Raw genomic sequence first — 26,147 nt, 5'->3', positions numbered from 1 at the left:
CCAGGATCTCGACCTAGTGCAGTGGCTTGGGCAAAGGTGTGTGGATGCCGGCGTTCAACGCTGCGTGGGAATGCGGATTTCGCCATCACGGCATTGGGTTTTCACACTGCGTGGGCAACCGGCGAACGCCAGGTCCTTGGTCAGGCACACACGCACCTCCGACAGCACCTTGCCCTTGCAGATCACCGCCAGCCCATGGGTGCCCATGCGCGGGTTACTTTCGCGAAACAGCGCCTCGATCTCGCGGGCAGGCAACGACGGCGGTGTGTTGAACGGTTGCAGTTGCGCAGGGATGGCAACCACGCCCAGCGCCGCATCGGTTTTCTCCAGGTATGCCAAGGGTTCCAGCCCGCTGCAGGTGCCGTGCTTGGCCCATTCGTGGGTGAGCAGCGAGCGCGTCGGGAACAGCGCCGCGCCTTTGTCCATCTCTTCGCGGCTCAAGCGCGATTGCGTCGCACAGGTCGCCGGCCACCCTCCCCGCGCGTATTGCGGCCACAAGCCGTGCAGCACAAAACCGTAGCCCTTGCCCGAACACTGCTCGTTGTCCGGATGCGTCAGGCAGAAGGTCGGCGACCATGACAGCGACAACACATAAAAATCAAATTCCCCAGGCGTCCCTTGGCTACGCGGGGCCGCCATCGCCGTTGTGGCAAGTGCCAGCCACAGGACCATCCAGTATTTCATTCAGCTATTCCTTGGAAAATCATCCCGGCAGATTGGGATTACGTTGCAGGACCTTGTCCAGGATCCGATCGGTCTTCAACGCCTCGATGGCCAGCGACGGATGCTCGGCTTCGCCGCGAATATGCGCGTTCATGGCCAATACGTGGTGCCATTGGATATGCGTGTGGCATGGCACTTCCAGCACCTCGCTGGTCTCGCCCTCCAGGTGCAGCGGCTGGTCTTCGAAGACCGAGAACTGGATGCGCCCACGGCTACCGATCAATTCGACCCGGTCCTCACGGCGGTCGGCGACGAAGTTCCAGCAGCCCATGCCCAGCGCGCCCGAGCTGAAGGTCCAGCAGGCCGTCACGGCGTCCTCGGCGGCATAGCTTCCGGCCTGTCGTGCAGTAAAGCCCGCCACTTCGACAATATCCCCGGCCAGGTACTGGAACAGGTCGAAACCGTGGCTGGCCAGGTCGGCAAAGTAGCCGCCACCGGCAATGGCCGGGTCGGTGCGCCAGTTGGCGGCGCTGGCGTCCTCGGCGGCCGGCGGCTTGCACAGGGTCCAGGTCAGCTGGCGTAACGTGCCGATGCGCCCGTCCTGCAGCCACGCGCGCACTTGCTGGAAGCGTGGCAGCGAGCGCCGGTAGTAGGAAACAAACAGGTGCAGCCCGGCGCGCTCGAAGGTGCGCTGCATCAGCGCGCTCTGTTCGGCGTTCAGCGCCATAGGCTTCTCGACACAGCAATGCTTGCCGGCCGCCGCCACCATCAGGCTGTATTCCAGGTGGCTGTCGGGCGGCGTGGCGACGTACACGGCGTCCACTTCGGGGTCGTTGATCAGTGCCTGGGCGTCGGTGTAGTAACGGGCAATCCCATGTCGCGATGCATAATCGCGCACGGCCTCCTCGCGCCGCCCCATCACGGCCACCAGCGCCGAACCTGGCGCTTTGTAGAAAGCGGGTCCACTCTTCAATTCAGTGACACTGCCACACCCGATCATGCCCCAACGTACGCTGCTCATCTGTTTTCCTCGTCCGTTTTCATCAATCAGGCAGTATCCACATCCCCACGCCGACACGCCATAACCACTTAGCATGACAATTGCATTACACTTTTATGACATTCATCCCGCTGCGGGGGCACAGACGATGAAAATACGCGCAACGGTCATTTGCGAACACGAGGGGCATATCCTCTTTGTGCGCAAGGCCAGGTCAAAATGGGCCTTGCCGGGCGGCAAGGTGGAACGGGACGAGCGCCCGGTCGGTGCGGCCGAACGGGAGCTGGAAGAAGAAACCGGATTGAACGTGGACGGGCTGCTGTACTTGCAGGAGCTGAAGGCCCACGACACCGTGCACCATGTATTTGAAGCCTCGGTGGTGAATATCGCGGATGCGCGGCCGCTGAACGAGATCGTCGACTGCCAGTGGCACGCCTATGGCGCCGTGGACCAACTGGACACAACCGACGCCACGCGGCACATCGTCAAAGCCTTTCTCCGGCGTCTGTAATACAGCGCCCAACCTGTTATCCAGCCCCCTTCGTTAGACCAGGCCATTTGCTCTCTGCCGTTCGACAAAGGATCTGTCGACCGCGGCAGCCGCTGTGTGTGTCAAAGGCACCCACATGGCCTGGTGAAGGGCGGCAGGCGGAGGTATCAGTGGCGAGGGCGCTTCCCCTCACCGCTGGGGGCAAGACTCAAAAACTGATCTGGGACGGGCCATTTCCTGCTGCCGATTCTTCTCCCGGGCGTTTCACCCGCGTTTGCTCTGCCATGTCCTCCGGCTGTGCGCCGCCGAAATCGGTGATTGCATCCAAAGAGTTAGGTTGAGCAGCAGCCTGCGCGGGACGTACGTTAGAGCTTTCGATCATCGTTCTTTACCTTGTTGCTCTACCCAACGGAATGTCAGGTTTCTCTGAGCTCTACCTTCGTGGCACTTTGAGATTTCCAGTTCCATCAGCCTGCTCACGACCGAGGTTCTTTGCCTGCCAACTTTGCTTGGGCCTTTGCCTGCCCGCGCCTGTACAAGGCCTCCACCAGCTGCTGCCGTTCATCCTGGGGCAAGGTATTGGCGAACTGCGCCAGGGTACCGTCCACCAACGCCCGCAGCGCCATATCGGCCTCCCGTGCCTTGGCCAGTTCCGCTACCAACGCCTCACGATCCAGGCTCGGCGCTTCCAATTGCTTGATCACCCCCAGCCGCGCCTCACGCCCGGCCATGATCAGCGGCTGGCTGTCGTCGCGATTGCGGCGCAGCAGTTGGCGCAGTTCCCTGCGCCGCTCCGGCGGCAACTTGACCATCGCCTGGCGCAGGCCATGCTGGTTGACCACCGCTTCGGCGGGCCGGGCGTTGGCCATCCAATGGTAGAGACCGCCGCCCACCCCACCGATCAAAAATACGTTGAGCAGGATCGAGGCAAACAACCACGGCTTCAGGGATCTGGTGGTCATTGTTCGGTTTCCTCGGCATTGACGCTGAAGACGACTTCCGCGTCGCCCTGATCAAAGACACTGGGCAGCACGTCGGAGGACAACATCGGCAGCGGCACGCTCATGGACGCCACCAGCATCCCGGTGACGATGCCGGCAATGCCCGCACCGACAAGGCCGGCGGGCGATAACCAGTTGGCATAGCGTGACCAGAATGAGCGTGGGGCGGATTGGCATATCTGCCGGACCAACGCCGGGTCGGGGAACGCCAGGTGATGGCTGTCCAACTGGCTGTCAAGCCAACGCGCCTGCTGCAAGGCTACACGGGCATGGACGTTGCCGTTGTCGAGCAGCGCCTGGGCCGTTGCCCGTTCTGCCGCGGGCCAGCGACGCAGGTCCGCCCCATAGACGTCGGCCAGGTAGACAAAGCGTTCGGGTGTCATGATTTTCCCCTTCCTGGGCGGGCAAGCCCGGGTGTATCGGCAAGTTGGCTGCGCAACTGGCGTCGGGCCCGCGACAGCAGGCTCTCCAGTGCCTCGACGCTGATATTCATCAGGGCCGCGGCGTCGATGTTCGACAGCTCCTGGTAGTACTGCAACACGATGGCTTCGCGCTGGCGTTCGGGCAAGGCCGCCAACGCGGCGGCCATGCGTGTACTGCGGTCCTGGGTCTCCAGTTGCTCTTCAGGCGATGGCGAGCTGTCTGCCACCTCCACCGCCGCCTCATCGCTCAGCGGGCGCTCCTTGCGCCGCCGCAAGCGGTCGTGGCACAGGTTCAGCGCGACCCGGTGCAGCCAGGTGTCGAAACGCGCCTCGCCACTGCGCCAGTGGGCGGCCTGGCGCCAGATGCGCAGGAAGCTTTCCTGGGCCACGTCCTTGGCCTCGTCGGCGTCCCCCAGGATCCGACTGGCGAGCGCCAGCAAACGCGGGAGCTTGCGCGTCACCATTTCGTTGACAGCGGCAGGTTCGTTATTGCCGATACGCGCCAGCAACTCAACGTCCGGATCAGTGTCTTTCAATCGGGCAGTTCTCAGGGCCAAGGGTCAGGGTTCAGCGGATCCAATGCCCTTCGCGCCAGTACCAGTTGGGGCCATGGGCTTCCCAATGACCAGGCTCCCAGCGCGCATGACGCATCACTGGCTGCCAGTGGCCCGGTACCCAGCCATAACCGCGCCCTTCCCAACGCCAGTGGCCACGGTCCCAGGCATAGCCGGGGCGCTCGGCCGGGATCATTTCCACACGTTGCGGCGGCGGTGCCTGCTGGATAATGATCTCGGTCTGGGCAAACGTCGGGGTGCTGACAAACGCGGCGAGGGCCAGCGGAGCAAGCAAGGCAAAACGCAATGTGGCCTGGGGTCTCATTGGCAACTCCTCCATGCAACCCGCGAAAGTGCAGGTTGCTGATGGGTTGAACGGCGCGTGCACAAAAATCCGTCGCGGGCTGCGCAGATTTTTTCAGCAGGGTGCGAGACCAGTATTGCTCAGGGGTTGGCGGGGCTTGATGAAATGTCTGAAAGGATTGCGACGGATTTTCGCCGGTCGCCGCGTTGAAGGATTAACCCCGGCCAAACCAAGAGGAAACACCATGTACCGTCGACTTACCCTGCTGGTTGCCGCTGCGCTGATCGTCAGTCTCAGCGGCTGCGTGATCGTGCCGGAACACCGTCATTGCTGCTGGCGTTACTACGGCGCAGTGGACGCGCCCAGCCATGCTGTCATCGGCTAGCTGGCCGCCGCCATGCCCGTCACACGACCTCTCGTCTGCTGCCTCGGCAAGCGCTTGACTCCCACCGTCGATCACACGACGCTCTGGGCATTTAGCCATCATTCGAGCCGTCCACCATGAGCATTGCCCCTCCGAGCCAGCCCGACAGCGACGTATACCGCACGCTGCTGGAGTCGACCAAGGCCATCCCCTGGCGTATCGACTGGCAGACCATGACCTTCACCTATATCGGCCCGCAGATCGAAGCGCTGCTGGGCTGGACCCCGCAAAGCTGGGTCAGCGTCGATGACTGGGTCTCGCGCATGCACCCGGACGACCGCGAATACGTGGTGAATTTCTGCGTGTCGCAATCCCGTGCAGGGGTGGACCATGAGGCGGATTACCGGGCGCTGACGGTGAACGGCGACTACGTGTGGATTCGCGACGTGGTGCATGTGGTGCGCAAGGACGGCGAAGTCGAGGCGCTGATTGGTTTTATGTTCGACATCAGTGAACGCAAGAAGACCGAAGAACATCTGGTGCGCCTGCAAAAGCAACTCGAGGAATATTCCTATCAGGACGGCCTCACCGGCATCGCCAACCGGCGCATGTTCGATACCGTGCTGGAGCGCGAATGGGCCAGCGCCCTGCGCAGCCAGTTGCCACTGTCGTTGATCATCCTGGATATCGATTTCTTCAAGCAGTACAACGACCACTACGGCCATATCAAGGGTGACGAATGCCTGCGCGAGGTCGCGCGTACCCTGTCACTGGCCGCCAACCGGCCCCGGGACTTCATTGCACGTATCGGCGGTGAAGAGTTTGTGTGGTTGCTGCCGGAAACCGATGCAGCCTCGGCCAAACAGGTGGCACAGCGCTGCCTGCACCTGATCTGCCAGCAACAGATCGAACATGGCTTTTCAGCGGTATCCAACCTGTTGACCCTGAGCCTCGGCGTGGGTACGCGCATCGTCAAACCCGACAGCCCGATGCTGGGTTTTGTCGAAGATGTCGACAAGTTGCTCTACCAGGCCAAACGCAACGGGCGAATGCGCGCAGAGTTTGCAGACGGGGAAGTTTGATGCCGGGTCAAATCGCAGGCAAAAAAAATCCCAAGTAGCTGATGGAAACTTGGGATTTAAAAATGCATAAACCGTGGGAGGTGAACGCCCGGCTATAGTAACGAGTGTAAAAAGCTGTAACAAGAAAATTTTATATCCTTTCGTCGGATTAGAAGCGGTGTAAGTCCTTCAATAACCACATGTTTTTTAAGGTAACGAAGTATATAAGTGCCACTTTTTGGTGCAACTACCGCCGTTATTCCCACTTATAAAAAAGGGTTATAAGTTACGGCGGCGTGACACTCTTCGATCCGCCCTCGCTCAATTGCTTGCAGGTATCGCGAAGTTCGAGGCCACCGGATGTGGCCACACTGGCGACCCGCTCAACCTGTCGACAAAGTGCCAAACGCTCGGCCGCTTCTTCGCGCTGGCGATCCGCCTTGGCGTTGAGTTGCACGAAATAGCCCCCCAGCACTACCGCAACGCACAGCACGCCGACCGCGAGGGAGCGCAAGCTGGTGGACGATGGGCGGGCTGCCGGGCTCATCGGCTTACCCTGCCCTGCTCTTCTGGTAGCGAACGTCGTCACCCTCCACCCGCTCCACCACCGACCAGCCCAAGTGCCGGTAGAAACCGTTGGCGCGGATTTCGTCGCGGCCGTCGGTGATCAGGAACAGCCTGTCATGGTGTTCAAACAGCGCCGCTTCGGCGACCGCCATCAGTTGACGGCCCAACCCGAGGTTCTCGTGACTCGGCAACACGAACATCGCAAATACCTCACCTTCAGCCAGGTCGACCATGGCGAAAGCGACTGGCTGGCCATCCACTTCGGCAATCCATACGCAGGACGCTTCACGCATGCTATCGGCCAGCAGCTGCGGCGTGATGCCCAGTTCAGCCATCTGCTCAATACTCAAATGGTTTTGGACCACCGACGTGCGGATCTCGAACAGCGTATCGACATCGTCCTGCGTCGCCGCGCGAATTAGCGTTTGCATACCGGCCCCCCCCTTAGTGAAGGACGCAATTGTATGCAAATTGAAACACAGTGAATGTCGTGGATTTGTAAGCGACGGCCTACCAGAACCCTGAGCCTGCACTCGCCGGCGTACGCACCTGCGGGGTACGGTCCAGCAGCCTCAATAGCGGCAGGCACGCCGCCTGGATCAGCAACATCCGGATCACCTGCATCGCGGTCACCAGCGTCACCGCCAGGCCCAGGGCCTCGGCGGTCAGGCTCATTTCCGGCGCGCTGCCGGGCATCATGCCCAAGGCCAGCGACAGCCACGGCATGCCCAGCCAGGCGCCAAGTCCCCACGCGGCGAGGACCGTGGCAATTACCGAACCCGCCAACAACAGCAACACCTTCGACAGAAAACCCGGCGCCCGCAGGAAAAAACCACGGTCAACCGCAACGCCGAGCGCGCAGCCGATCAACAGCTGGCCGGTGCCACTGAGCCAGCCTGGCATGCTCATCGACAGGTTGTTGCAGCCCACTCCCACCGCGCAGATCAGGAACGGCCCGAACGTCCATGGGTTGGGCAGTTTGCAGCGCTGGAAGCCCAGGGCTGCCAGCCCGCTCATCGCCAGGATGAACACCAGCCAGGGCCAGATCACCGGCAACGGCACACGAACAGCCACGTGCGGCATTCCAAAGGTGGCGACGGCGGGCACCGCCAGCAGGATCAGCAGTAACCGAATGCTATGGGCCGCCGCGATAAACGATGTGTCCGCCTGACGTTGGCGCCCCAGGTGCACCATCTCAGTGGAATTGGCCGGCATCAACGCGAAGAACGCCGTACCGAATGAAACGCCCCAGCGGTGCAGGATCAGTACCGAACACACGGCCAGCACCAGCGTCAGCATCACTGCCGTTACGATCAGGCCAAGATGGGTCGCCACTTGCTGCATCACCGGCAGGGTGAAATGACAGCCGATGGCCACCGCCACGATCAGTTGCCCGATCCTGCGCCCGTGGGGCACTTCCGGCACCCGCGCGCCGGCGCATCGGCTCAGCATCACGGCGACCAGCGAGCCAATCACCCAGGGCAACGGCCACCCCGCCCAACTGGCAACGCTGCCGCCCAAGGCGCCGATGATGAGGGTCAGGAGCCAATACTGGCGAAGGTTGCGCATTGTGATGAACCCGGCATGGAGAAGAATGCCGACAGGTTATAGACTTGACATCATCACAGAAAATATCCATTTGTTAAGCAAATCATCAACTTTTGTTATGCGATCCCGTATGAACCTGAAAGCCCTGGAATACTGCGTCGAAATCGCCCGCCAAGGCAGCTTCACCAAGGCCGCGCAGGCGCTGCATGTGGCGCAACCGGCATTGAGCATGGCAGTCAGTCGGTTGGAAGAGGAACTGGGTGTCGCCCTGTTCAACCGTGCTACGCGGCAAATCAGCGTGACTGCCGAAGGCCAATTGTTCCTGGCGCGCGCCGAAGCCTGCCTGGAAGGTTTGGCTGGTGCCCGCCGCGAGCTGCAGGACCTGACTCAACTGCACAGCGGCGAGATCCGCATCGGTGTGCCGCCTATGTACGGCATCCGCCATATTCCCGAACTGTTGATGCAATTTCGCGCGCGTTATCCCGGCATTGCCATGCATGTGGTGGAAGGCAGTGCCGATGACATCAGCGAACGCCTGGCCACACGGCAGATTGATGTGGCGCTGCTGGAGTCGCGACGGGTTGACCCGGACTGGGAGTCGGTGCTGCTCGGCAGTGATGAGATGGTGTTGTGCATGCACGAAAGGCATCCGTTGACAGGGGCACCTTCGATCACGGCGGCGCAATTGCAGGACGAGCCCATGCTGGTCTTCGACAACACCTTCCTGCAACGCCACCTGCTGGATGCCTTTTGCAGCGATGCCCGCGTGCGTTTCAATATTGCCCTGGAAAGTAATTTCGTTCCGCTGGTGATTGCCGCCACCCGCAGCGGCATGGGGGTTTCCACCCTGCTGCGGTCAGTTCAAGAGCAGGAGGTCGGGCTCACGGGTGTGTCTTTCGAGCCTGCACAATTCATGCACTTCAACCTGTGCTGGCGCGCCAGTGAGTATTTGTCCCAGGCCAATCGGCGGTTTATTGAAACGGCAAAGGTGTATTTCCAGGAGGATGCCAGCTCGCCGCTGACACGCTAAGCGGGCTGGCCACTCATTTGCGTGCCACTTTGTAGCGCACGCAATCCTGATAGAAACTCTGGCGAATCGCTTCGGGCTTGAGCCGTGAACGACTGTCATACGTCTGTTCGGTGATGCCCATGGCCATCATGCGCATCCAGGACTTATTGAACTTGATGGTCTGGATCTTCTGCCGCGCGGCGTACAACGACACCCCCGACAGCTTGAGTTCCTGGGCCCTGGCAGCCGTGCCGGCGCCCCAACTGCACATGTACTTGTCACCCTCGCGCAGCTCCCGTGCCTGCACGGCAGCCGCGCCGCCGGCCAGGGAGCAGGCGATCAGCATGATTCCAACAGTGCGCATTTGCTTCCTCACCTAACCACCTGAAAATAAAAGCGATTCTGGCGAGGATTTTGTTACAAAGGGGCCACTAAATTGCCTTATCGGTGAAACCGAATGACAACTGATGGCCCTGTGATGAGCCCGCTTGTTGTGGCGAGCGAGCTTGCTCGCGCTGGGGCGCGAAGCGGCCCCCCACCAATACACCTATGGGTATCAGGTAGAACGCGGTGCCTGGTTTTGGGGCTGCTTCGCAGCCCAGCGCGAGCAAGCTCGCTCACTACACAGGCCCAGGTACTTACCACTGGTAGGTGGCACTCGCCTGCACCGTACGCTGCGAGCCATACCAGCACCATGAGTACGAGTAGCACGACGCGACGTACTCTTTGTTCGCCAGGTTGGTAGCGTTCAGCGCCAGCCGCAGGTTGTCCTTGAGGTTGACGATGTTCTGGATGTCGTAGTGCACCGCCGCATCGAACAAGGTGTAGCCCGGTACTTTCAGCGTGTTAGCCGTGTCGCCCCAAGATGAGCCGACATAACGCGCACCGGCACCGGCCCCGAAGCCCTTGAGGTTGCCATCGTGGAAGGTGTAGTCCGCCCACGCCGACGCGGTGTGACGCGGCACCGCATAAGTGGTGGTGCCTTCGGCATTAATGGCTGGGCCTACGCCGATGTCGCTGATGGGCGCATAGCGCACGGTGTTGTTGGACTTGCTGATGCGGTTATCCAGGTAGGCATAGGCCGCCGTGATGTCCAGGTTGTCGTTGAGGCTGGCCTTGCCTTCGAGCTCAAAACCACGGGATTGCACTTCGCCGTCCTGGCTCTGGCAGCGACCGCTGCCGCACAAGTGGGTGGGGTCCGGGTCAGTGGTGAGGACGTTGGTCTGGCGCAGGTCGAAGATCGCAGCGGTGATAAAGCTGTTGCTGCCCGGCGGCTGGTACTTGATGCCGATTTCATACTGCTTGCCTTCGGTCGGCTTGAACACCGAACCGCCGTAACCGGTGCCCGACTGCGGGTTGAACGACTCCGCATAGCTGGCATACGGCGCCAGGCCGTTATCGAAGAGATAGACCAGGCCAATACGCCCGGTAAAGGCCTTGCTGTCCAGGGAGGACTGGCTCTTGGCCCCGGTGCGCAGGGTCTTGGTGGTGCTGTCGGTGCTGGCCCAGTCATAACGACCGCCCAGCAACAGCACCCATTTGTCCCACTTCATCTGCTCTTGCAGGTAGACCCCGGTCTGTTCGCTGCGCGACGTACCATCGGTGGTGTACGCCGGTACCGGCACGGCCGCGCCATACACCGGGTTGAAAATATCCAGGGTCGGCCCGGCGGTATACGTCCCTGAGCCCAACAGGGTGTCGGTGCTGGTGTTCTGGTAGTCGAGCCCCATCAGCAGGGTGTGTTGCAGTGGGCCCGTGTCGAATTTGGCCTGCACCTGGTTATCGAGGGTGTAGGCATCCATGTCGACGTCACTGGCAATGGTGGAACGTCGGATGGTGCGGTAATCCGCCAGCAGGTAGTTGCTGTAGAGGCTGCGATAGCGTCCTTCGCTGCGCAGGTAACGCGCGTTCTGGCGCACCGTCCACACATCGTTGACGTGATGCTCGAAGGCCCAGCCGATGGAGTAGTACTCGCGATCGCTTTTCTCGAAGTTCTTTTCGCCGTCGTAGAAGTCCACGTCGATGCTGCGCCCGGTCGGGCTGTGCAATACCGAGCCCCAGGCCGGCACCGAACCGTAGGACGCGCCCTTGGGGTCCTTCTGGAAATGCCCGAGCAAGGTCAGCGAGGTGTCTTCGTCCGGCCGCCAGGTGAACGCGCTGGACAACGATTGGCGACGGGTTTCGGTGTGATCGACCTGGCCATCGGCATCGTCGAACAGCCCCGCGACGCGGTAGGAATACACGCCTTGATCGTCAATCGGCCCGCTCAAATCGAAGGTGGTGCGCTTTTTGTTAAAGGTGCCGTATTCGACGCCCACTTCATGGAACGGCGTATCCAGCGGGCGCTTGCTGACCATATTGATCACCCCGCTCGGCGTGCCCTGCCCGTACAGCACCGACGCCGGGCCGCGCAGCACTTCGACGCGCTCCAGGTCGAAGGCATCCTTTTGCGGCAAGGCATCACGGCTCGACGGCATGCGCAGGCCGTCCAGGTAAGTGGCCGGGGCAAACCCACGGATGGTCAATTGGTCGAGACGCGACGCCGTGGCGCCGCGGGTTTCCGGGATGACCGCGGCGCTGTAGCGCAGGATCTGGTTGAGGCTCTCGGCGTTCTGTGCGCGCATCTGGTCTTTGGTGACGATGGAGATCGACTGCGGGGTCTCGATCAGCGCGGTATCGGTCTTGGTGCCCGACAAACTGCGCGTAGCCACATAACCGGACACCGGCCCGGTAGGGCTTTCGGCCTGGTAGGCGCCGCTGATGGTGGTGGCCTGCAGCTGCATGGTGCCGCCGTTATCCGGGATGGCTTCCAGGCGGTAGCGGTCGGCCGAGAGCTTCAGCGCCTGCAGGCCGCTGCCGGCGAGCAACTGGGTCAGCGCCTCGTCGGTGGCATACTGCCCGCTCAAGCCATTGCTGCGTTTGCCGCGTGTCAGGCTCGCATCAAACGCCAATACCAGGCCCGCCTGCTCGGCCAGGCTATTGAGCGCCTGGCTCAAGTCACCGGCCGGAATCTGGAAGCCGCGTACAGCGCTGCGGCTTTCTTCGGCGAAGGCGGATTGGACGTTCAGCAACGGCACGGCGGCGAAAGCCAACGCCACTGACAAGGCCAGTGGGTGCAAGGGGCGAGCAAGGCGCGACATGGGAAATCCTGGGTAATAGAGGTTCTATTAACCATGACGGCCAGGTCGGCAAATCGGGCAAGAATGAGAGCAGTTTTTATTTGGGCGGCGTAGATCGGTGTGTTGTGTTTCCCTCATTAACCCCACGCCACCACCAACAACCCCACCCCCAACACCAGGCACAACGGCGAATAGAACCACGTATCCCACCGCGCAAACCGTGATCCGCCGACCTTCTTGAAAAAACCCACCAACTCCGAATCCCCAATCGCCCTGGCAAACATCAGCAGGGCGATCGCGCTGATTCCCCATTGCAGCGCCGCATGGGAGACCGCCGAAAAGTACAGCCCGGCCCGCAGGCACACCAGCAGCGCAATGCCGACCAAGCCCATCGCCACCAGAAAGGTACCCAGCGCCGAGGGCTTGAATGCAGGGCGAGGCCCGCTGGCGAATTCGCCGGGCAGTTGGGGGATGGCGGCGAGGCTGCCGAGTTTGCCGCCGGCAGCCCAGTACAAGTGCACCATGCTGATGCAGGTAAAAACGCCGACGATCCATCGTGCGATGACAAAGCTCATGGCGGGTTCTCCCTGAAAGGTGCGAAACAGGATAGTCGCCCTGGGATTTTTTGCAGGCATTTCGTCGGCGGCTGATGGTAAAGTGCCGCCCCATGAAAATCGCCCGTGCCGACCGCTCGCTCATTGCCTGGATGCTCTATTGCTGCGTCCTGTTCAATGTATTCGCCTGCAGTATCGGTCACGGGCAGATGGTGGGGATGCAGCTCAATGGCATCGGCGGGCAGTTCTGTACCGTCGACCCGCGTACCCAGGCGCCCAAGCCGTCCAACTCCACCGATGAGAGCCTGCCGACGCTGTCCAAGGCGTTTGGTTGCCCGCTGTGCTCCACCGGCGGCATGGGCCCGGCGCTCAGTTCCAACCTGAATGTGGCGGTGGTGCCACAACCCCATGCACCGCCGCCGGCCGTCGTGCTGGCCGCTGATATCCCTGCCCGCTTCACCTGGCCCACGGCTAACCCGCGCGCGCCCCCCGCCTTCGCCTGATCCCTTTGCTTTCCAATCTGCACTGACCACCGGTTCCACACGGAATGACGGACGGTCGTGCGTTGTTTTCAAGCCAAGTTTTTCAGGATTCAACCATGAAACATCTACCCCTGTTGGCGGGCCTGTTCGGCTGCCTGCCTGCCTGCGCCTGGGCCATCGAACTGGCTCCGACCACCATTGATGGCGAATCAACTGCCGAACCCGGCCTCACCCTGGATCAATCCAGCGGCGTGGCGTCGCGTCTGGGACTGAGCGTGCGGGAAACCCCAGCGTCGGTTGCCATTGCCAACCGCAGTGACATCGAGCGCCATGGTGCCAAGACGTTCCGCGATGCCGCCAACACCCTGCCCGGCGTCAACGCCAGTGCGCCGCCGGGTTTTGGCGGGTTTGTCTCTTACCGTGGGTTTACCAGCAGCCAGATCACCCAGATGTTCAACGGTATCAATGTCGCCACCGGCCTGGCCCGCCCCGTGGATGCCTGGATCTATGACCGCGTGGAACTGGTGGGCGGCCCCTCCTCCCTGATCAACGGCGCCGGCTCCGTAGGCGGCTCGCTCAACTATGTGACGAAGCTGGCCACCCGTGAGGAGCAGGCCGCCGAAGGTCAGCTCACCTATGGCAGCTACGACACCACCGGCATGGCATTCGGCGTCAATCACGCGCTGACCGAGCCCGGCGCCGAGGTGCAGCATTACGCGCGCCTGGATGTGAGCCGCAACACCAACCACAGCTACATCGACCGCGACCAGCGTGAGGCCTGGAGCCTGGCGTTTTCCCTGCTCAGCGACCTCACTCCCGACCTGTCCCATACCCTGGCCCTGGAATACCAGGATGAACAGGAAGACAGCCCTTACTGGGGCACGCCGGTGCTCAACCCCAAGGCCGGCGAGCTGAAGATCGACAAACACAACCGTTTCAATAACTACAACGTCGCCGACGGCCGTTACGAGCAGCGCACGATCTGGGCGCGCTCGATCATCGACTACCGGGTCAACGACAGCACGACGCTGAAAAATACGCTCTACCACCTCGATAGCCAGCGTGATTACCGCAACCTCGAAACCTACCAATACAACGCCGACAACAGTGCGGTAAACCGCTCGACCGCCTACCAGGTGCGTCACCAGGGCGAACAGCACGGCAACCAGTTCGAGCTGCGCCATGACGACCGCCTCTTCGGCCTGTCGACCACCTGGTCCGGTGGTTTTGAGTACAAGGTCAACAGCACAACCAACACGCCGCTGAATGTGCCGGGTAACAGCACGGTGGACCCGAACGGCTTCGCCCCCGGGTACTTCTACGACATCCCGCGTACCCGGGAGAACTTTGGCAAGGACAAGACCAATGAGGTCACCACCAAGGCGTTGTTCGTGGAGAACCGCCTGGGCCTTACCGATAAACTCTCGCTGCTGAGCGGCCTGCGTTACGACGCCATCGACCTGGATGTGACCAACCACCGCGAGGTCACGGCCACCAAACCACGGCACTTCAAGCGCCGTTGGGAACCGGTGACCGGTCGCGTCGGCCTGACTTACCAGTTCATCCCATCGGCCAATGTCTACGTGCAATACAGCACCGCCGCCGAGCAACCGAGTACGACCACCCAGGTGTTCGATGTGTCGACCGGCAAACAATGGGAGGTGGGCAGCAAGTTCGACTACCTGGACGGCCGTGGCTCGGCCACCGTTGCTGTCTATAAGATCGAACGCAAGGACTTTGCCGTAACCGACCCGCAGGACCCGACCACGAGCATCCCGGTCGGCGCGCAGTCATCGAAGGGCATCGAGCTGGCCAGTTCATTGCGCATCACGCCCAGGCTGCTGGCGGAAGGCAACATCGCCTGGGTGGATGCCGAATACGATGAGTTCAACGAGAAAATCGCCAGTGGCGCGGTGGTCTCGCGCAAGGGCAATACACCGACCAACGTGCCCAGGCGCATCGGCAACCTGTGGTTGACCTATGACTTTACCGAGGACTGGCAAGGCGGTGTGGATGCACGCTATGTCGCCGAGGTGTATGCGGACAATGCCAACACCCAGACAGTGCCGGCCTACACGCTGTTCGGGACGTTCCTGCGCTACCAGGTGGATTCACACACCTCGGTGACCGGCCGGGTGCGCAACCTGACCAATGAGGTGTATGCCGAGTTTGCCCATGTGTCGCCAGCGTATTACCTGGGAGCGCCACGGACATTCGAGCTGGCGGTGCAAACCAAATTCTGAAGCGACAGTGCAAACAACATGTGGGAGGGGTGTAGCCCCCTCCCACATTATTTTTGATCTCTGCTCGGCAATAAGCGCCGTGTTTACTTCAAGCTGGCTTCGACCTTCTGCGCCACATCCTCGGTCAACCACGCCTTCCACACCTCAGGATGCTCCTTGAGGAACGCCTGGGCCACCTCCCGGGGCGCGGTGTGGTTCTCGCTCATGGTCGCCAGGGCTTTATTCAGCGGCTCGATCGGAAACTCGACCTTCTGGAAAAACCCGGCAATCTGCGGATGTTCCTTCTGGAACGGCGTGGACACGCCAATACTCAGCTTGGACGCCAGCGACCGCGTAGGCTTCGGATCGGGGTTATCCGCATTCGTCAGGGTCTTCCAGGCCTCGGCATCGAACGGTGGCTCCTCCAGCTGGATCAGCTTGTAGCGCCCCATCAACGGCGTCGGTGACCAGTAGTAGAACAACACCGGTTTGCCGCGACGGATGGACGAGGCAATTTCGGCATCCAGTGCAGCTCCCGAACCGCTGCGGAAGTTCACGTAGCTGTCATCCAGGCCATAGGCCTTGAGCTTCTGTTTATTGACCACTTCCGAGGTCCAGCCGATGGGGCTGTTGAGGAAGCGCCCCTTGCCGGGAGACTCCGGGTCCTTGAACACGTCCTTGTAGCGCGCAAGGTCCTTCACGCTCTTGAGGTCCGGCGCCAGGGGCTTGATACCTTTGGCCGGGTCGCCCTTGACCACATACTCCGGCACCCACCACCCCTCGGTGGCCCCCTTGACCGTATCGCCCAGGCCCACCACCTTGCCTTCGGCCTCGGCCTTGACCCACACCGGGCTGCGGCCGGCCCACTCTTCACCGATGACCTGGATGTCGTTCTTAGCCAGGGCGGTTTCCAGGGTGATGGTGGTACCGGGCAAGGTGTCGGTGGGCAAGTCGTAGCCCTTCTCGACGATGACCCGCAGTATTTCGGTGATCAGGCTGCCGCTTTCCCAGTTCAGGTCGGCAAAGTGCACCGGCGCTGGCGCGGCCGAAACTGGCAGTGAAGCCACCGATAGACCCAGGGTCGTCAGCGATGCAGCCAACAGCGTTCTCAATCCTTTCATGCCCATGCACCTCGCGATGTCGCAGCAAACAACGAACGGCTTTGCTGTCTATGCGCGAAGCCTCTGAATAGTTAAGTCAACTCAACTGTAGTAGAGGTTCCGGGAGATAGGAGATGTTCGCAGTATTTACCGATTATTCACTGGCCTTGAACGTCACCAGCTCACCCTTGCGCCATTTGGCGGCCTTGCCGGTCACGGCCTTGAGGGTCTTGGTCAGGCCTTCCTGCAGTTGTTCATGGGCCGCAAACACCAGCATCACACTGTGGCCTTCCTTGAAGACGATGCCCTGGCCCTCGGGCGAGGACACAAAGGCATAGTCGCCCAAGCCATACACCGTCAACTTGATGTCGCGGAACTTGAGTTCGAACTTTCCACCTTCGCGACTGGGCAATACCGCAGCACGGAAATGGTCGCCCACCTTGAGCTCCAGACGGGGTTTGTCATCCACAACCATTGCCGCTTCGGTATCGATTTCGGCGATGTAGATGCCTTCCGGCGTCTGCTCAGTGATGTAAACAAAACGGGATTGAAACTGCTTGACCAACTTTGCGCGCAAATCGCCCAGCACGAACAACGCGTGCATATCCAGATTACTGACTGCCAAGGAAACGCCCCCACATCGAAAAGAGCACTGTCCGCCGGAGCGGGCAGCACAAAGAAACGGCCATCTCGGCACGATCACACAACACATTCATGGAAAACTGAAGAAGACCCCGTTGCTGCGCCCAAAGCCCCGGACAGGCATGCACGATGGGCCTTGCGCAGGGACATCAGGCATCGCAGGAGATCACAGGTTCAATAACCAGAGAATACCGGTCGACCCGCTTCAGAGAATAACACTATTAAAAACGCAGTTTCCGACAGCTCATACAAACAAAAACACCTCGGCGTGGAACCAGACGCCGACTGCCGACGACAATACTAAAACAGCAACACGGGTCAAAACCACCTGTAACGCCGCTGGTGGGTCAACAAGATCGATCGACAGGAGCTGACCATGCAACGACGTCAATACGACGCTATGTCTTCCCGCACTCGTTCATCATGTCAGGACGAACAGCAATACTACTGCTTACGCAGTCCCAACGGGTACCCCGATTCCGTTCTTTACCAAGTTGTACCCGCCGGAAGAAACTTCTTCCATATCCGCGAAGTCACCAGTGGCAGGATCAAAGGCTTTCGCAGCGACCACATCGAGGCCTGTGAACTGGCCAAGCGGCTGGAGGCCTCACTGCACGGCGGAATCGTTTCGTCACCCGGATGACTTTACTGCGCCGCCGCCCTTCAACAACTGCCATACTGGCCTGTCCATTGGAATTTGCTCCCTCACGGGCCAGGTTTCATCAGTGCTGTTGGTTACCTCGAAGGGAAGGCGATACGTGACGGAATTTGATATTGGCGAATTTTTCATCCATGGCGACGCAAGGGAAGTAGACGGTGAGTTTCAAGCAGTGATCGTGATGCGCGCCAAGCCGCCGTTGACCACCGTCACCACGCACCAGGTCGAAAAAGACCGTTGGTTCAAGACCCTCGACACTGCCGCCAGCGCCGGAAAAGAATCCGCCCAGGCACTCAAGGCTGCAGTGGATTCAGGGGCACTGACCTCCTGACAATCCGATCGAACTCTACCGCGCCACAAGCCTCCCATGCATAACGATCCCGAAACCCGCACGGAGACTGACATGGACGCGCCAATACCGACACTCGAAACCTTATTTGAACAACTGGGCCTGGACTCAACCCCCGAAGCTATCGACGCCTTTATTGTCGCGCACCCGTTGAGTGACGACGTCAAGTTGATCGACGCGCCGTTCTGGACGCCGCAACAGGCACAGTTCCTCAAGGAAGAACTGCGTGAAGACGCCGATTGGGCCATGGCGGTGGATGAGCTGAACCAGCGCCTGCATCAATCGCAGTAACCCACTCAATGCCGGCTGCCTGAGCGCAATAGCGCTTGCCAGGCAGCTGGTATTTCCCCGCCTCACAGACAACAACAATCCCTAGCGCGCAGCCTTCGCCCCCTCCGGCTTATACCCCAGGCGCAAGCCACCCCAATGCCGCCCCCGGACCATGATCGGCACCGACAAGTCGTGCATCAACTCACCGGTATCGCGGGTGTAGGTCTGCAATAACACCGCTTGCTGGTGGCTGCCGCAGCGGATGCCGGTGCGGTCTTCGAACTTGCGCTTGGTGCGGTTCTGCACCGCGTCGACCTGGGCATCGCCGGTCAGCGCCTGGGAAAATGCCTTGTTGTGCGTTGGCACATAGCCCTGGGGCGTGCAGGCAATGGCAAACACCAAGCCTTCATGGCGTGGCAGCAGTGCTTCCTGGATGGCCGGCAGCACCTGGTCGGTGTAGCCATCGAACCGGCTGTGGTACTTGCTCGGGCTGGTGTTGGGGATCAAGGTGTAGCTGCGGTCGAACAAGTCATCCAGGCTGATGCGGTTCTGCTGTACATCGGCTTCGAATTGCGCGGCAATCCGGCTCGCGCCTTCGCGCGCCAGGTCGTAGATGCGTTGGTGATAGTCATCCAGCCCGACTTCCGCCAGGCGCTCACTGATCGTTTCGGCCTGCCCTTCCATCTGCACAGCGGCATCGGCCAACTGGCGGGTCTGCTGGTCGCTCACGATAAGATCGCTGCGCATTTGCTCCACGGCATGGAACAGGCTGTCGAGTTGGGCGCGGTTGGTGTCGGTGCCCTGGGCGATTTCATTGACCTGGCCTTCCACACCCGCCGCCAGGCCGGCAATGTTCTCCAGGTGCTCGCCGGCGTGCTCCACCTGCTCGACACCGGTGTGCAAGTCTGCCGAGAGCTGGCGAATCTGCTCAACCACCTGGGCAGTGCGTTGCTGGATATCCGCCACCATCACCCCGACTTCATCGGTGGCCGTGGCCGTGCGGCCCGCCAGCCCACGCACTTCATCCGCCACCACGGCGAACCCGCGACCGTGCTCACCGGCCCGCGCCGCCTCAATCGCGGCGTTGAGCGCCAACAGGTTGGTCTGGCTGGCGATGGACTGAATCACCAGGGTCACCCGCTGGATTTCTTCACTGCGTTGGCTCAGGGCTTCAATCAACTCCCGACTGGCATTGGCGCGCTGGCTGAGCTGGTGCATACGAATGATCGACTGGGCCAGCACTTCACGGCCTTCAGTGCTGCGCTGATGGGCCTGGCTGGCCGCCTGAAGGGCCTCGCGACTGAGTTGAGAGGTGACCTTTTCAGTGCTGATCATCACTTCGGCACTGCTGACGATCTGCTTGGCCGCGCCCAATTGCGATTGCACTCGAGCCGCCAGTTGCTTGACTGAATAGGCGACGCCGGCAGCGGACAGTGCGTTGTGGCTGGTGGTATAGGACAGATCGCGGGTCAGCTCGCCAATGGCATCGGCAGTGACGGGCGGTGCCGTGCGGGAGGTGCGGTTCATAAGGCCTGGCAGCCAGATCACCAGCAAGGCAATGGGCAGGCAGAGGTATATCGGCAGGCTGGCAAACGCCAGGCCCAGCAGTACCAGCACCAGGGCGGCGCTCTGCAGGAGCGGCATCAACCAGCCGGGCAACCCGCGCACCACCGGTTGCGGTGGCACTGCTGCGCCCATCAGAGATCCGTCTCCAGCCATCGTCGTTACCCCACTGTTTGTCATTTTTGTCCCTGCATTAAACGCCACTATCCAGCCATTATCCATGGGCCTTTAGTGGGGTAGCCTGCAGCAGATCAATAGACGGGGCGTAACGGGTCTTTCTCCGGGGAACCGCCCAGGCGATTCCCCAGCTTCAGCGCATCAGGCTTGGCGCTGGTGCTTGTCGATCTGCTCGTGGCGCTCTTGCGCTTCGATGCAGTACTTGGTGGTCGGGCTGATCAGCAGGCGCTTGAGGCCGATAGGCTCGCCGCTGTCATCGCACCAGCCGAAGGAATCTTCCTTGATGCGTTCCAGTGCACGCTCAAGCTGCGGCAGCATGCGCTGGTCGCGGTCGATGGCATTGACCAGCCAGGTGCGCTCTTCTTCAACGGAAGCGGCGTCGGCAGGGTCGGCCGGGGTGTCCAGGCTTTCAATGGCGATGCGGTTCTGCTCAATGCGCTCGTGGTGTTCCACCTTCATGTCCTGCAGCAACTTCTCAAAAAAAGCGTGCTGTTCGGCATTCATGTAGTCATCCGCCGGCATGGCCAGCAACTTTTCCTTTGTCATTGATTTCTCTATAAAAAATACGTGCATTAAGGCGAATAAGGGAGCGTTCCGGTCGACCTCTGCAGGTCTCGGAAAGGCGCCATCCATTCCAAGCGCCACCCGGCACTCAATTTACGAGGGGCGGCAGTCTAAGGCCGACTTGAGGGCACAGCAACTGAAATGACAGGCATTTTTACCGATATAACCCCCAAAGGCACCAGGACGGGCTTGGCGAATGGTCATCGGAGTGCGTTTATAGCAGGAAAGTTCGTAGAGCAGCTATAAGCCGCAGGCTGCAAGCGACAAGCTGTAGAGCTCATCGGACTTGCAGCTTGCAGCTTGAAGCTCAGCGCTTGAGCTTGCGCTTGTTGCGGTACTGGTCGATCACCACCGCCACCACGATGATCAGGCCCTTGATGATGTCCTGGATATACGCATCCACCCCGACAAAGGTAAACCCGCTGGCCATCACTCCGAGGATCAGCGCGCCGATCACGGTGCCGGTGATACGCCCTACCCCGCCAGCCAGGCTGGTGCCGCCGATTACCGCGGCGGCAATCGCATCCAGCTCATAGGACATGCCCATGCCGGCCTGGCCGGTGGCGGCGCGTGCCGAAGCCACCACGCCGGCCAGACCGGCGAGCAACCCGGCAATGCTGTAGACGATGATCAAGTGGCGCTTGACGTTGATCCCCGACGTCCGCGCCGCCTGCATATTGCCGCCGATGGCGTAGGTGTACTTGCCGTACTTGGTGTAGCGCAGGGCGATATGGAAGATCACCGCCACCACCAGGAAAATGATCACCGGCATCGCGCCATGACCGATGGCCGTGTAGGAGTCCGAGAGCATGCTCACCGGCTGGCCTTCGGTGTAGTAACGCGCCAGGCCACGGGCCGAGACCATCATGCCCAGGGTCGCGATAAACGGCGGAATACCCGTGACGGCGATGATGCTGCCGTTGATCGCCCCCGCCAGCAGCCCCACACCCAACCCCATCGCCACCGGAATCCACACCGGCAAGTCCGTCAGCGAAGGGAACACCGCCCGGGAAAAGTCGGAAGTTTGCGCCAAACTGGCGGCAATCATCGCCGACAGCGCCAGCACCGACCCCGAAGACAGGTCGATACCCGTGGTGATGATCACCTGGGTCACCCCGATCGCCAGCAAGCCGATGATGGACACTTGCAGGATCATCAGCACCAGGCGCTGGGAGTTCATCAGGAAGCTCTGGTCCCGCACGATCCAGCCAAACAGCTCAAACACCAGGCCGATGCCGATCAGCACCAGGAAGATGCTCAGCTCGGTGGGCAAGCGCCGACGGTGCTTGACCGGGGCCGTGGCAGGCTTGTTGTCTGTTATTGCGTTCATAGCCAATCACCTTCTTATTCTATGGCGCGGGCCAACCGCAGGCCCGCGCGGCTGTTCGTCAGTGGACTGCGGTCATACCGGAAGCCAGCTGCATGACTTTTTCCTGGGTCGCATCCGCACGGTCCAGGGTGCCCATCAGTTCGCCTTCGTGCATCACCATCACCCGGTCGCTCATGCCCAGCACTTCAGGCAGCTCGGAGGAAATCATGATCACCGCCATGCCTTCGCTGGCGAGGAAGGAGATCAAGCGATAGATCTCGGCCTTGGCGCCTACGTCGATGCCCCGGGTCGGTTCATCGAGGATCAGCAAGCGTGGGTTGGTCATCAACCAGCGCGCCAGCAGGGCTTTCTGCTGGTTGCCGCCGGACAAGGTGTCGATGCACTGCTCCAGGGATGGCGTCTTCACCCGCAGTTTCTTGCACATGTCCTCGCACAGGGCGCGCAGGGCTTTCTGCTGGATAAAACCGTTGCCCGAATAGTGCGGCAGCACGGCCATTTCCATGTTTTCCAGCACCGACAGGCAGGGGAACAGGCCACTGAGCTTGCGGTCCTCGGTCAACAGCGCAAAGCCTTTTTCGATGGCCATGTGCGGGTCACTGATGCGCACCGCCTCGCCATCCAGGGTGATCTGCCCACCGCTGCTGGGGGTGATGCCGAAAATGGTTTCCGCCACATTGGTGCGCCCCGAGCCCATCAGCCCGGCGATGCCGAGGATCTCACCGGCATGCAGGTCGAACGACACGCCCTGGAACACCCCGTCCAGGCGCAGGTCGCGCACCGACAGCAGCAGTTCGCCGATGGGCGTCTCGCGCACCGGGAACAACTGGCTCAGCTCGCGACCCACCATCATCGAGATCAGGCTGTCGCTGTTCATGCTGTCGGCGCGTTGCAGGCCGATGTACTGGCCGTCGCGGAACACCGCCACTTCATCGGCAATGGCGAACACTTCGTTCATTTTGTGCGTGATGTAGACAATGCCTTTGCCCTGGGCCTTGAGGTCGGCAATGATCGAAAACAGGTGGGCCACTTCCTTCTCGGTAATGGCCGATGTCGGTTCATCCATGATCAGGATGTCGGAGTCGTAGGACACAGCCTTGGCAATTTCGACCATCTGCCGCTCGGCGATGCTCAGGTTACCCACGTGTTCCTCGGGGTCCAGGTTGATGCGCAGGCGCGCCAGCAACTCGGCGGTGCAGCGGTGCATTTCGCGGTGGTTGACCATGTGCAGGCTGTTGAGCTGCTCGCGGCCGATCCAGATATTCTCGGCGATGCTCATGTGCGGCATCAGGTTGAGCTCCTGGTGGATCATCGCAATCCCGGCCTTCTGCGCCGCCAGCGGCGTGTCAAACACGATGGGCTTGCCGCGCAGGCGGATTTCACCGGCGTCGGGCTGGTAGATGCCGGCGATGATTTTCATCAAGGTCGACTTGCCCGCACCGTTCTCGCCCATCAGCGCCAGCACCGTACCGGGGCGTACACGCAGTTGTACGTCGGCCAGGGCCACGACGCCGGGAAAGCCTTTGCTGATGTTGACGATTTCCAACAGGTAGGGTTCGTCCAGCGGCAACGGCTGGATACCGGGAGGCTGCGAGACAGCGGCTTGAGCGAGCATAAGACGGTACTCCATCAGCAGGGCGGGCACGACCGCCCTGCCGGTTCATTGTTGTTATGTCAGGGCTACTTGAACGTGGCGACGTTTTCCGGGGTGATCAGCTGGAACGGGATGATCACGTTCTGCTCGACCGGTTCCTTCTTGGCCATCTTGCGCGCCGCTTCCACCGAGCCCACTGCCTGGCCCTTGGCGTCCTGGAACGCGGAGGCGGCCATATCACCCTTGGTGATCGCATTCAAGCCATCCGGCGTACCGTCGACCCCCGCGATCAGCACACTGCCCTTTTCCTTGCCGGCCGATTTCAGCGCCATGGACGCGCCGATGGCCATCTCATCGTTGTTGGCCAGTACCGCATTGAACTCGCGGCCCTGGGTCAGCCAATCGTTGACCAGGGTCATGCCCTTGTCCCGCAGCCAGATACCGGTCTGTTCCTGTTCGATCTTGATGTCCGGGTACTTGGCCAACACTTCCTTCACACCCTTGGTGCGGTTGGTGGTGGAGTTGTTCGCCAGATCGCCCAGCAGGATCACGATCTTGCCCTTGCCGCCGAGCTTCTCAGCGATGTATTGCATTTGCAGCTTGCCGGCCTCGACGTCATCGGAGGTCACGGCCACCACGTCCTTGGGCAAGTCCTTCTGGTCGGGACGGCGGTTGACGAACACCAGCGGGATGCCGGCCTTGGTCGCGGCATTGATGATGTTCTTGGTAGAGGCTGTGTCGACCGGGTTGACGATAATGGCGTCAACTTTCTGGCTGATGAAGTTCTCCACCTGGCTCAGTTGCTTGACCACATCGGCGCGGGCATCTTCGAACTGCAGCTGCACGCCGTCACCCTTGGGATAGGACTTGGCCTGCTTGTCCATGTCTTCGCGCAGGTAAGTGAGGAAGGTGTCATCGAAGGCGGACATGCTCACGCCGACCTTGATGTCGGCGGCACTGGCAACACCGCTGGCCAGCAGCATGGATAAAGCCAGCGCGGTAAAACGGATCGGGGTCTTCATGAACGGTCTGTCTCCACTTTCTTGTTGGTTTTTTGGACGTTGCGTTTATCAGAGCTCGGCAGGCACGCGTACGACCGGTGCGCCTGGAATGCAGCAGACCAGCGCGCCCTGGTTTTCGACGCACAGCACATTAAGGAAGGAGAAGTAGAACGGCCGGGCGCGGGGCAGGCCGCGGGGCGTGTGGGCAGGGCGTAAAACTCGCAGTACAGCGTTGAAGATTTTCATCTGACGGTACCTGGTTGTTTTTGATCTTGTTTTTGTTGAGTCGTGCGAATCGAGTCCGAACGTACTTTATGCAACCTGGAAAAGACTTTATTGGAAAATAATTTCCATATCAACCTGTTTTAGAATTTTATTCTATTTTTGTTGAAACCACCTGCTGGCGCTCGGCGCTGAGGCGTGCGGCGTCCAATATACGCGTGGTTTCCAGCGCGTCATAAGCGTCCACGGGCAACGAGCCCTGCCCGTTTACCGCCGCTTGCAACTGGCGATAGAACTGGGTCCAGCAGCCCTTCTCCGACGGCACTCGCTCACGTTCCGGCCCCTGTTCGAACCAGCCCCAGCGGCGATGTTCTTCTGCGCCCCAGTGTTCGCCTTCGGTTTTCGGTGACTTGCCGGCCATCAGCGCTTCTTCCTGGCCGTCCAGTCCGTCCACGGTGTAGCAACCCAAGGTGCCACTGACGCGAAAACGCGGAGCCTGGCTGTTCTGCAGGGCGTTGCCCCACAAATGGGAAACCACCCCGTTGGCGTGGGTCAGGGAGACGAAGAAGCCGTGGTCGACAGTGGGGTATTCAGGGGTGAACTGTAACTGCGCAAAGACACGCTCCACCGGACCGAACAGTTGCAGCGCCTGGTCCACCAGGTGGCTGCCCAGGTCGCGCAACCAGCCGCCGCCGCTGGCATTGCCCACGGCCTGCGGGCTGTAGCGCTCGACGCGGGATTCAAAGCGGGTGATCTCGCCCAGGGCACCGGCGTCGATCAATTTGCGCAGGGTCAGGTAGTCCGAGTCCCAGCGCCGGTTCTGGTAGACGCTGAGCAACACCTCATGGCGCTCGGCGGCCGTGATCAGCGCCTGGGCCTGTTCAGCGTTGGCGGCAAAGGGTTTGTCGCTGACCACCGCCACGCCGTGCTCGATGGCTTCCAGCACCAGCGCCGGACGGCCCTTGAGGGTGGTGGAAATCACCAGGGCATCGACGCCGGCTTCGACGATCTGGCCGATGCTGTCAAAGGCCTTCACACCTGGAAGATCGGTACTTAATTGCTGGCGGCGCTCGGGTGAGCGCGTCACCACGCCGACAAACGTCGCCCCCGGCAAAGTTGCAATCAGCGGCGCATGAAAAAAGCGCCCTCCGTGGCCGTAGCCGACTAGTCCGATTCTCATGATCAACTCCTGAATTGAATTGGAAACCAATCAACTGTGGGAGGGGGCTTGCCCCCGATAGCGGTGGGTCAGATAACAACTGGTTGACTGACACACTGCCATCGGGGGCAAGCCCCCTCCCACATTTTTAACAGAGTTCC

31 protein-coding genes are annotated in these 26,147 nt (G+C 60.9%); 9 read left to right on the top strand and 22 right to left on the bottom strand.

All coding sequences use genetic code 11. From position 1 onward, the window contains the following. Positions 1-54: 54 nt before the first annotated feature. Entirely contained in the window at positions 55-684 is a 630-nt protein-coding gene (locus Q8X51_RS23820; protein ID WP_065927925.1) for a ribonuclease T2 family protein, read from the bottom strand. A gap of 19 nt (positions 685-703) precedes the next feature. Then, complete coding sequence (locus Q8X51_RS23815; RefSeq protein ID WP_407694573.1) at positions 704-1,684, bottom strand: Gfo/Idh/MocA family protein; 981 nt, start codon at positions 1,682-1,684, stop codon at positions 704-706. A gap of 127 nt (positions 1,685-1,811) precedes the next feature. Here Q8X51_RS23815 and Q8X51_RS23810 point away from each other — a divergent pair, with 127 nt between their 5' ends. Further along, entirely contained in the window at positions 1,812-2,174 is a 363-nt protein-coding gene (locus tag Q8X51_RS23810; RefSeq protein ID WP_065927927.1) for an NUDIX hydrolase, read from the top strand. 187 nt (positions 2,175-2,361) lie between these two features. Here Q8X51_RS23810 and Q8X51_RS23805 read toward each other — a convergent pair whose 3' ends face one another. From Q8X51_RS23805 to Q8X51_RS23785, 5 genes are all read right to left on the bottom strand, one after another. Continuing rightward, positions 2,362-2,535: a hypothetical protein gene (locus tag Q8X51_RS23805; protein ID WP_159440245.1), complete on the bottom strand. Its 174-nt coding sequence runs from the start codon at positions 2,533-2,535 to the stop codon at positions 2,362-2,364. Between the two features lie 94 nt (positions 2,536-2,629). Beyond that, complete coding sequence (locus tag Q8X51_RS23800) at positions 2,630-3,115, bottom strand: periplasmic heavy metal sensor (RefSeq protein ID WP_065927928.1); 486 nt, start codon at positions 3,113-3,115, stop codon at positions 2,630-2,632. Next, the gene (locus Q8X51_RS23795) at positions 3,112-3,537 is read right to left on the bottom strand and encodes a hypothetical protein (RefSeq protein WP_407694572.1); all 426 of its coding nucleotides are present in this window, start codon (positions 3,535-3,537) and stop codon (positions 3,112-3,114) included. The genes Q8X51_RS23800 and Q8X51_RS23795 overlap by 4 nt, the downstream gene beginning before the upstream one ends. Next, a complete protein-coding gene (locus tag Q8X51_RS23790) occupies positions 3,534-4,112 on the bottom strand; it encodes an RNA polymerase sigma factor (protein ID WP_065927930.1) in 579 nt (192 codons plus the stop codon). Before Q8X51_RS23790 ends, Q8X51_RS23795 begins: the two co-directional genes overlap by 4 nt. Positions 4,113-4,143: 31 nt before the next feature. Continuing rightward, a complete protein-coding gene (locus Q8X51_RS23785; protein ID WP_315871662.1) occupies positions 4,144-4,455 on the bottom strand; it encodes a YXWGXW repeat-containing protein in 312 nt (103 codons plus the stop codon). Between the two features lie 223 nt (positions 4,456-4,678). On the opposite strand from Q8X51_RS23785, the gene Q8X51_RS23780 reads away from it, so the two are divergent. Then, positions 4,679-4,819 carry a hypothetical protein gene (locus Q8X51_RS23780; protein WP_162844259.1) on the top strand — a complete coding sequence of 47 codons (141 nt, stop codon included), beginning with the start codon at positions 4,679-4,681 and terminating at the stop codon, positions 4,817-4,819. A 116-nt stretch (positions 4,820-4,935) separates the two neighbouring features. Next, positions 4,936-5,880: a sensor domain-containing diguanylate cyclase gene (locus Q8X51_RS23775; RefSeq protein WP_407694571.1), complete on the top strand. Its 945-nt coding sequence runs from the start codon at positions 4,936-4,938 to the stop codon at positions 5,878-5,880. 265 nt (positions 5,881-6,145) lie between these two features. Here Q8X51_RS23775 and Q8X51_RS23770 read toward each other — a convergent pair whose 3' ends face one another. The 3 genes from Q8X51_RS23770 to Q8X51_RS23760 form a co-directional block, all read right to left on the bottom strand. After that, positions 6,146-6,406: a hypothetical protein gene (locus Q8X51_RS23770; protein ID WP_065927933.1), complete on the bottom strand. Its 261-nt coding sequence runs from the start codon at positions 6,404-6,406 to the stop codon at positions 6,146-6,148. A 4-nt stretch (positions 6,407-6,410) separates the two neighbouring features. Next, the gene (locus Q8X51_RS23765; protein ID WP_407694570.1) at positions 6,411-6,857 is read right to left on the bottom strand and encodes a GNAT family N-acetyltransferase; all 447 of its coding nucleotides are present in this window, start codon (positions 6,855-6,857) and stop codon (positions 6,411-6,413) included. 79 nt (positions 6,858-6,936) lie between these two features. Further along, the gene (locus Q8X51_RS23760) at positions 6,937-7,995 is read right to left on the bottom strand and encodes an AbrB family transcriptional regulator (protein ID WP_407694569.1); all 1,059 of its coding nucleotides are present in this window, start codon (positions 7,993-7,995) and stop codon (positions 6,937-6,939) included. Positions 7,996-8,104: 109 nt separating this feature from the next. On the opposite strand from Q8X51_RS23760, the gene Q8X51_RS23755 reads away from it, so the two are divergent. Next, positions 8,105-9,004 carry a LysR family transcriptional regulator gene (locus tag Q8X51_RS23755; RefSeq protein WP_407694568.1) on the top strand — a complete coding sequence of 300 codons (900 nt, stop codon included), beginning with the start codon at positions 8,105-8,107 and terminating at the stop codon, positions 9,002-9,004. Between the two features lie 13 nt (positions 9,005-9,017). On the opposite strand, the gene Q8X51_RS23750 is transcribed toward Q8X51_RS23755, so the two are convergent. The 3 genes from Q8X51_RS23750 to Q8X51_RS23740 form a co-directional block, all read right to left on the bottom strand. Then, on the bottom strand, positions 9,018-9,347 hold the full coding sequence (locus tag Q8X51_RS23750; protein WP_026136677.1) for a hypothetical protein: 330 nt from the start codon (positions 9,345-9,347) through the stop codon (positions 9,018-9,020). A gap of 274 nt (positions 9,348-9,621) precedes the next feature. Continuing rightward, positions 9,622-12,123, bottom strand: coding sequence for a TonB-dependent siderophore receptor (locus Q8X51_RS23745; protein ID WP_065947729.1), 2,502 nt, complete (start codon positions 12,121-12,123; stop codon positions 9,622-9,624). Between the two features lie 116 nt (positions 12,124-12,239). After that, positions 12,240-12,677: a DUF3995 domain-containing protein gene (locus tag Q8X51_RS23740; RefSeq protein ID WP_137212906.1), complete on the bottom strand. Its 438-nt coding sequence runs from the start codon at positions 12,675-12,677 to the stop codon at positions 12,240-12,242. Positions 12,678-12,769: 92 nt separating this feature from the next. Here Q8X51_RS23740 and Q8X51_RS23735 point away from each other — a divergent pair, with 92 nt between their 5' ends. After that, positions 12,770-13,159 (top strand): DUF2946 domain-containing protein, encoded by a 390-nt coding sequence (locus tag Q8X51_RS23735; RefSeq protein WP_074846374.1) that lies wholly within the window; start codon positions 12,770-12,772, stop codon positions 13,157-13,159. 95 nt (positions 13,160-13,254) lie between these two features. Then, complete coding sequence (locus Q8X51_RS23730) at positions 13,255-15,381, top strand: TonB-dependent receptor (protein ID WP_407694567.1); 2,127 nt, start codon at positions 13,255-13,257, stop codon at positions 15,379-15,381. Positions 15,382-15,464: 83 nt separating this feature from the next. Here the strand turns inward: Q8X51_RS23730 and Q8X51_RS23725 are convergent, their stop codons facing one another. Continuing rightward, positions 15,465-16,481 carry an ABC transporter substrate-binding protein gene (locus tag Q8X51_RS23725; protein ID WP_407694566.1) on the bottom strand — a complete coding sequence of 339 codons (1,017 nt, stop codon included), beginning with the start codon at positions 16,479-16,481 and terminating at the stop codon, positions 15,465-15,467. A gap of 133 nt (positions 16,482-16,614) precedes the next feature. Further along, entirely contained in the window at positions 16,615-17,064 is a 450-nt protein-coding gene (locus tag Q8X51_RS23720; RefSeq protein WP_051429370.1) for a hypothetical protein, read from the bottom strand. A 414-nt stretch (positions 17,065-17,478) separates the two neighbouring features. Between Q8X51_RS23720 and Q8X51_RS23715 the strand changes: the two genes are divergently transcribed. The 3 genes from Q8X51_RS23715 to Q8X51_RS23705 all read left to right on the top strand — a co-directional run bounded on the left by Q8X51_RS23715 (position 17,479) and on the right by Q8X51_RS23705 (position 18,400). Continuing rightward, entirely contained in the window at positions 17,479-17,745 is a 267-nt protein-coding gene (locus tag Q8X51_RS23715; RefSeq protein ID WP_074846368.1) for a hypothetical protein, read from the top strand. A 115-nt stretch (positions 17,746-17,860) separates the two neighbouring features. Beyond that, positions 17,861-18,091, top strand: coding sequence for a hypothetical protein (locus tag Q8X51_RS23710; protein ID WP_065927941.1), 231 nt, complete (start codon positions 17,861-17,863; stop codon positions 18,089-18,091). A gap of 72 nt (positions 18,092-18,163) precedes the next feature. Next, positions 18,164-18,400: a DUF2789 domain-containing protein gene (locus Q8X51_RS23705; protein ID WP_065927942.1), complete on the top strand. Its 237-nt coding sequence runs from the start codon at positions 18,164-18,166 to the stop codon at positions 18,398-18,400. 81 nt (positions 18,401-18,481) lie between these two features. Here the strand turns inward: Q8X51_RS23705 and Q8X51_RS23700 are convergent, their stop codons facing one another. The 7 genes from Q8X51_RS23700 to Q8X51_RS23670 all read right to left on the bottom strand — a co-directional run bounded on the left by Q8X51_RS23700 (position 18,482) and on the right by Q8X51_RS23670 (position 26,007). Next, positions 18,482-19,714 carry a methyl-accepting chemotaxis protein gene (locus Q8X51_RS23700; protein ID WP_370737668.1) on the bottom strand — a complete coding sequence of 411 codons (1,233 nt, stop codon included), beginning with the start codon at positions 19,712-19,714 and terminating at the stop codon, positions 18,482-18,484. Positions 19,715-20,260: 546 nt separating this feature from the next. Further along, entirely contained in the window at positions 20,261-20,665 is a 405-nt protein-coding gene (locus Q8X51_RS23695) for a TraR/DksA family transcriptional regulator (protein ID WP_003191666.1), read from the bottom strand. Positions 20,666-20,990: 325 nt separating this feature from the next. Further along, on the bottom strand, positions 20,991-22,013 hold the full coding sequence (locus tag Q8X51_RS23690; RefSeq protein WP_024076018.1) for an ABC transporter permease: 1,023 nt from the start codon (positions 22,011-22,013) through the stop codon (positions 20,991-20,993). Between the two features lie 58 nt (positions 22,014-22,071). Next, positions 22,072-23,625 carry a sugar ABC transporter ATP-binding protein gene (locus tag Q8X51_RS23685; protein ID WP_065927944.1) on the bottom strand — a complete coding sequence of 518 codons (1,554 nt, stop codon included), beginning with the start codon at positions 23,623-23,625 and terminating at the stop codon, positions 22,072-22,074. 65 nt (positions 23,626-23,690) lie between these two features. After that, positions 23,691-24,626, bottom strand: coding sequence for a sugar ABC transporter substrate-binding protein (locus tag Q8X51_RS23680; RefSeq protein WP_065927945.1), 936 nt, complete (start codon positions 24,624-24,626; stop codon positions 23,691-23,693). 48 nt (positions 24,627-24,674) lie between these two features. Next, entirely contained in the window at positions 24,675-24,851 is a 177-nt protein-coding gene (locus tag Q8X51_RS23675; RefSeq protein ID WP_162844258.1) for a hypothetical protein, read from the bottom strand. A 127-nt stretch (positions 24,852-24,978) separates the two neighbouring features. Then, positions 24,979-26,007 carry a Gfo/Idh/MocA family protein gene (locus Q8X51_RS23670; RefSeq protein ID WP_407694565.1) on the bottom strand — a complete coding sequence of 343 codons (1,029 nt, stop codon included), beginning with the start codon at positions 26,005-26,007 and terminating at the stop codon, positions 24,979-24,981. Positions 26,008-26,147 lie beyond the last annotated feature (140 nt).

Source organism: Pseudomonas sp. Yb2C2, from assembly GCF_052112325.1.
In the GTDB taxonomy this organism is placed as follows: Bacteria; Pseudomonadota; Gammaproteobacteria; order Pseudomonadales; family Pseudomonadaceae; genus Aquipseudomonas; species Aquipseudomonas marginalis.
Note: the sequence above shows the minus strand (reverse complement) of the source record. Positions and strands in the feature narration are given on the sequence as shown.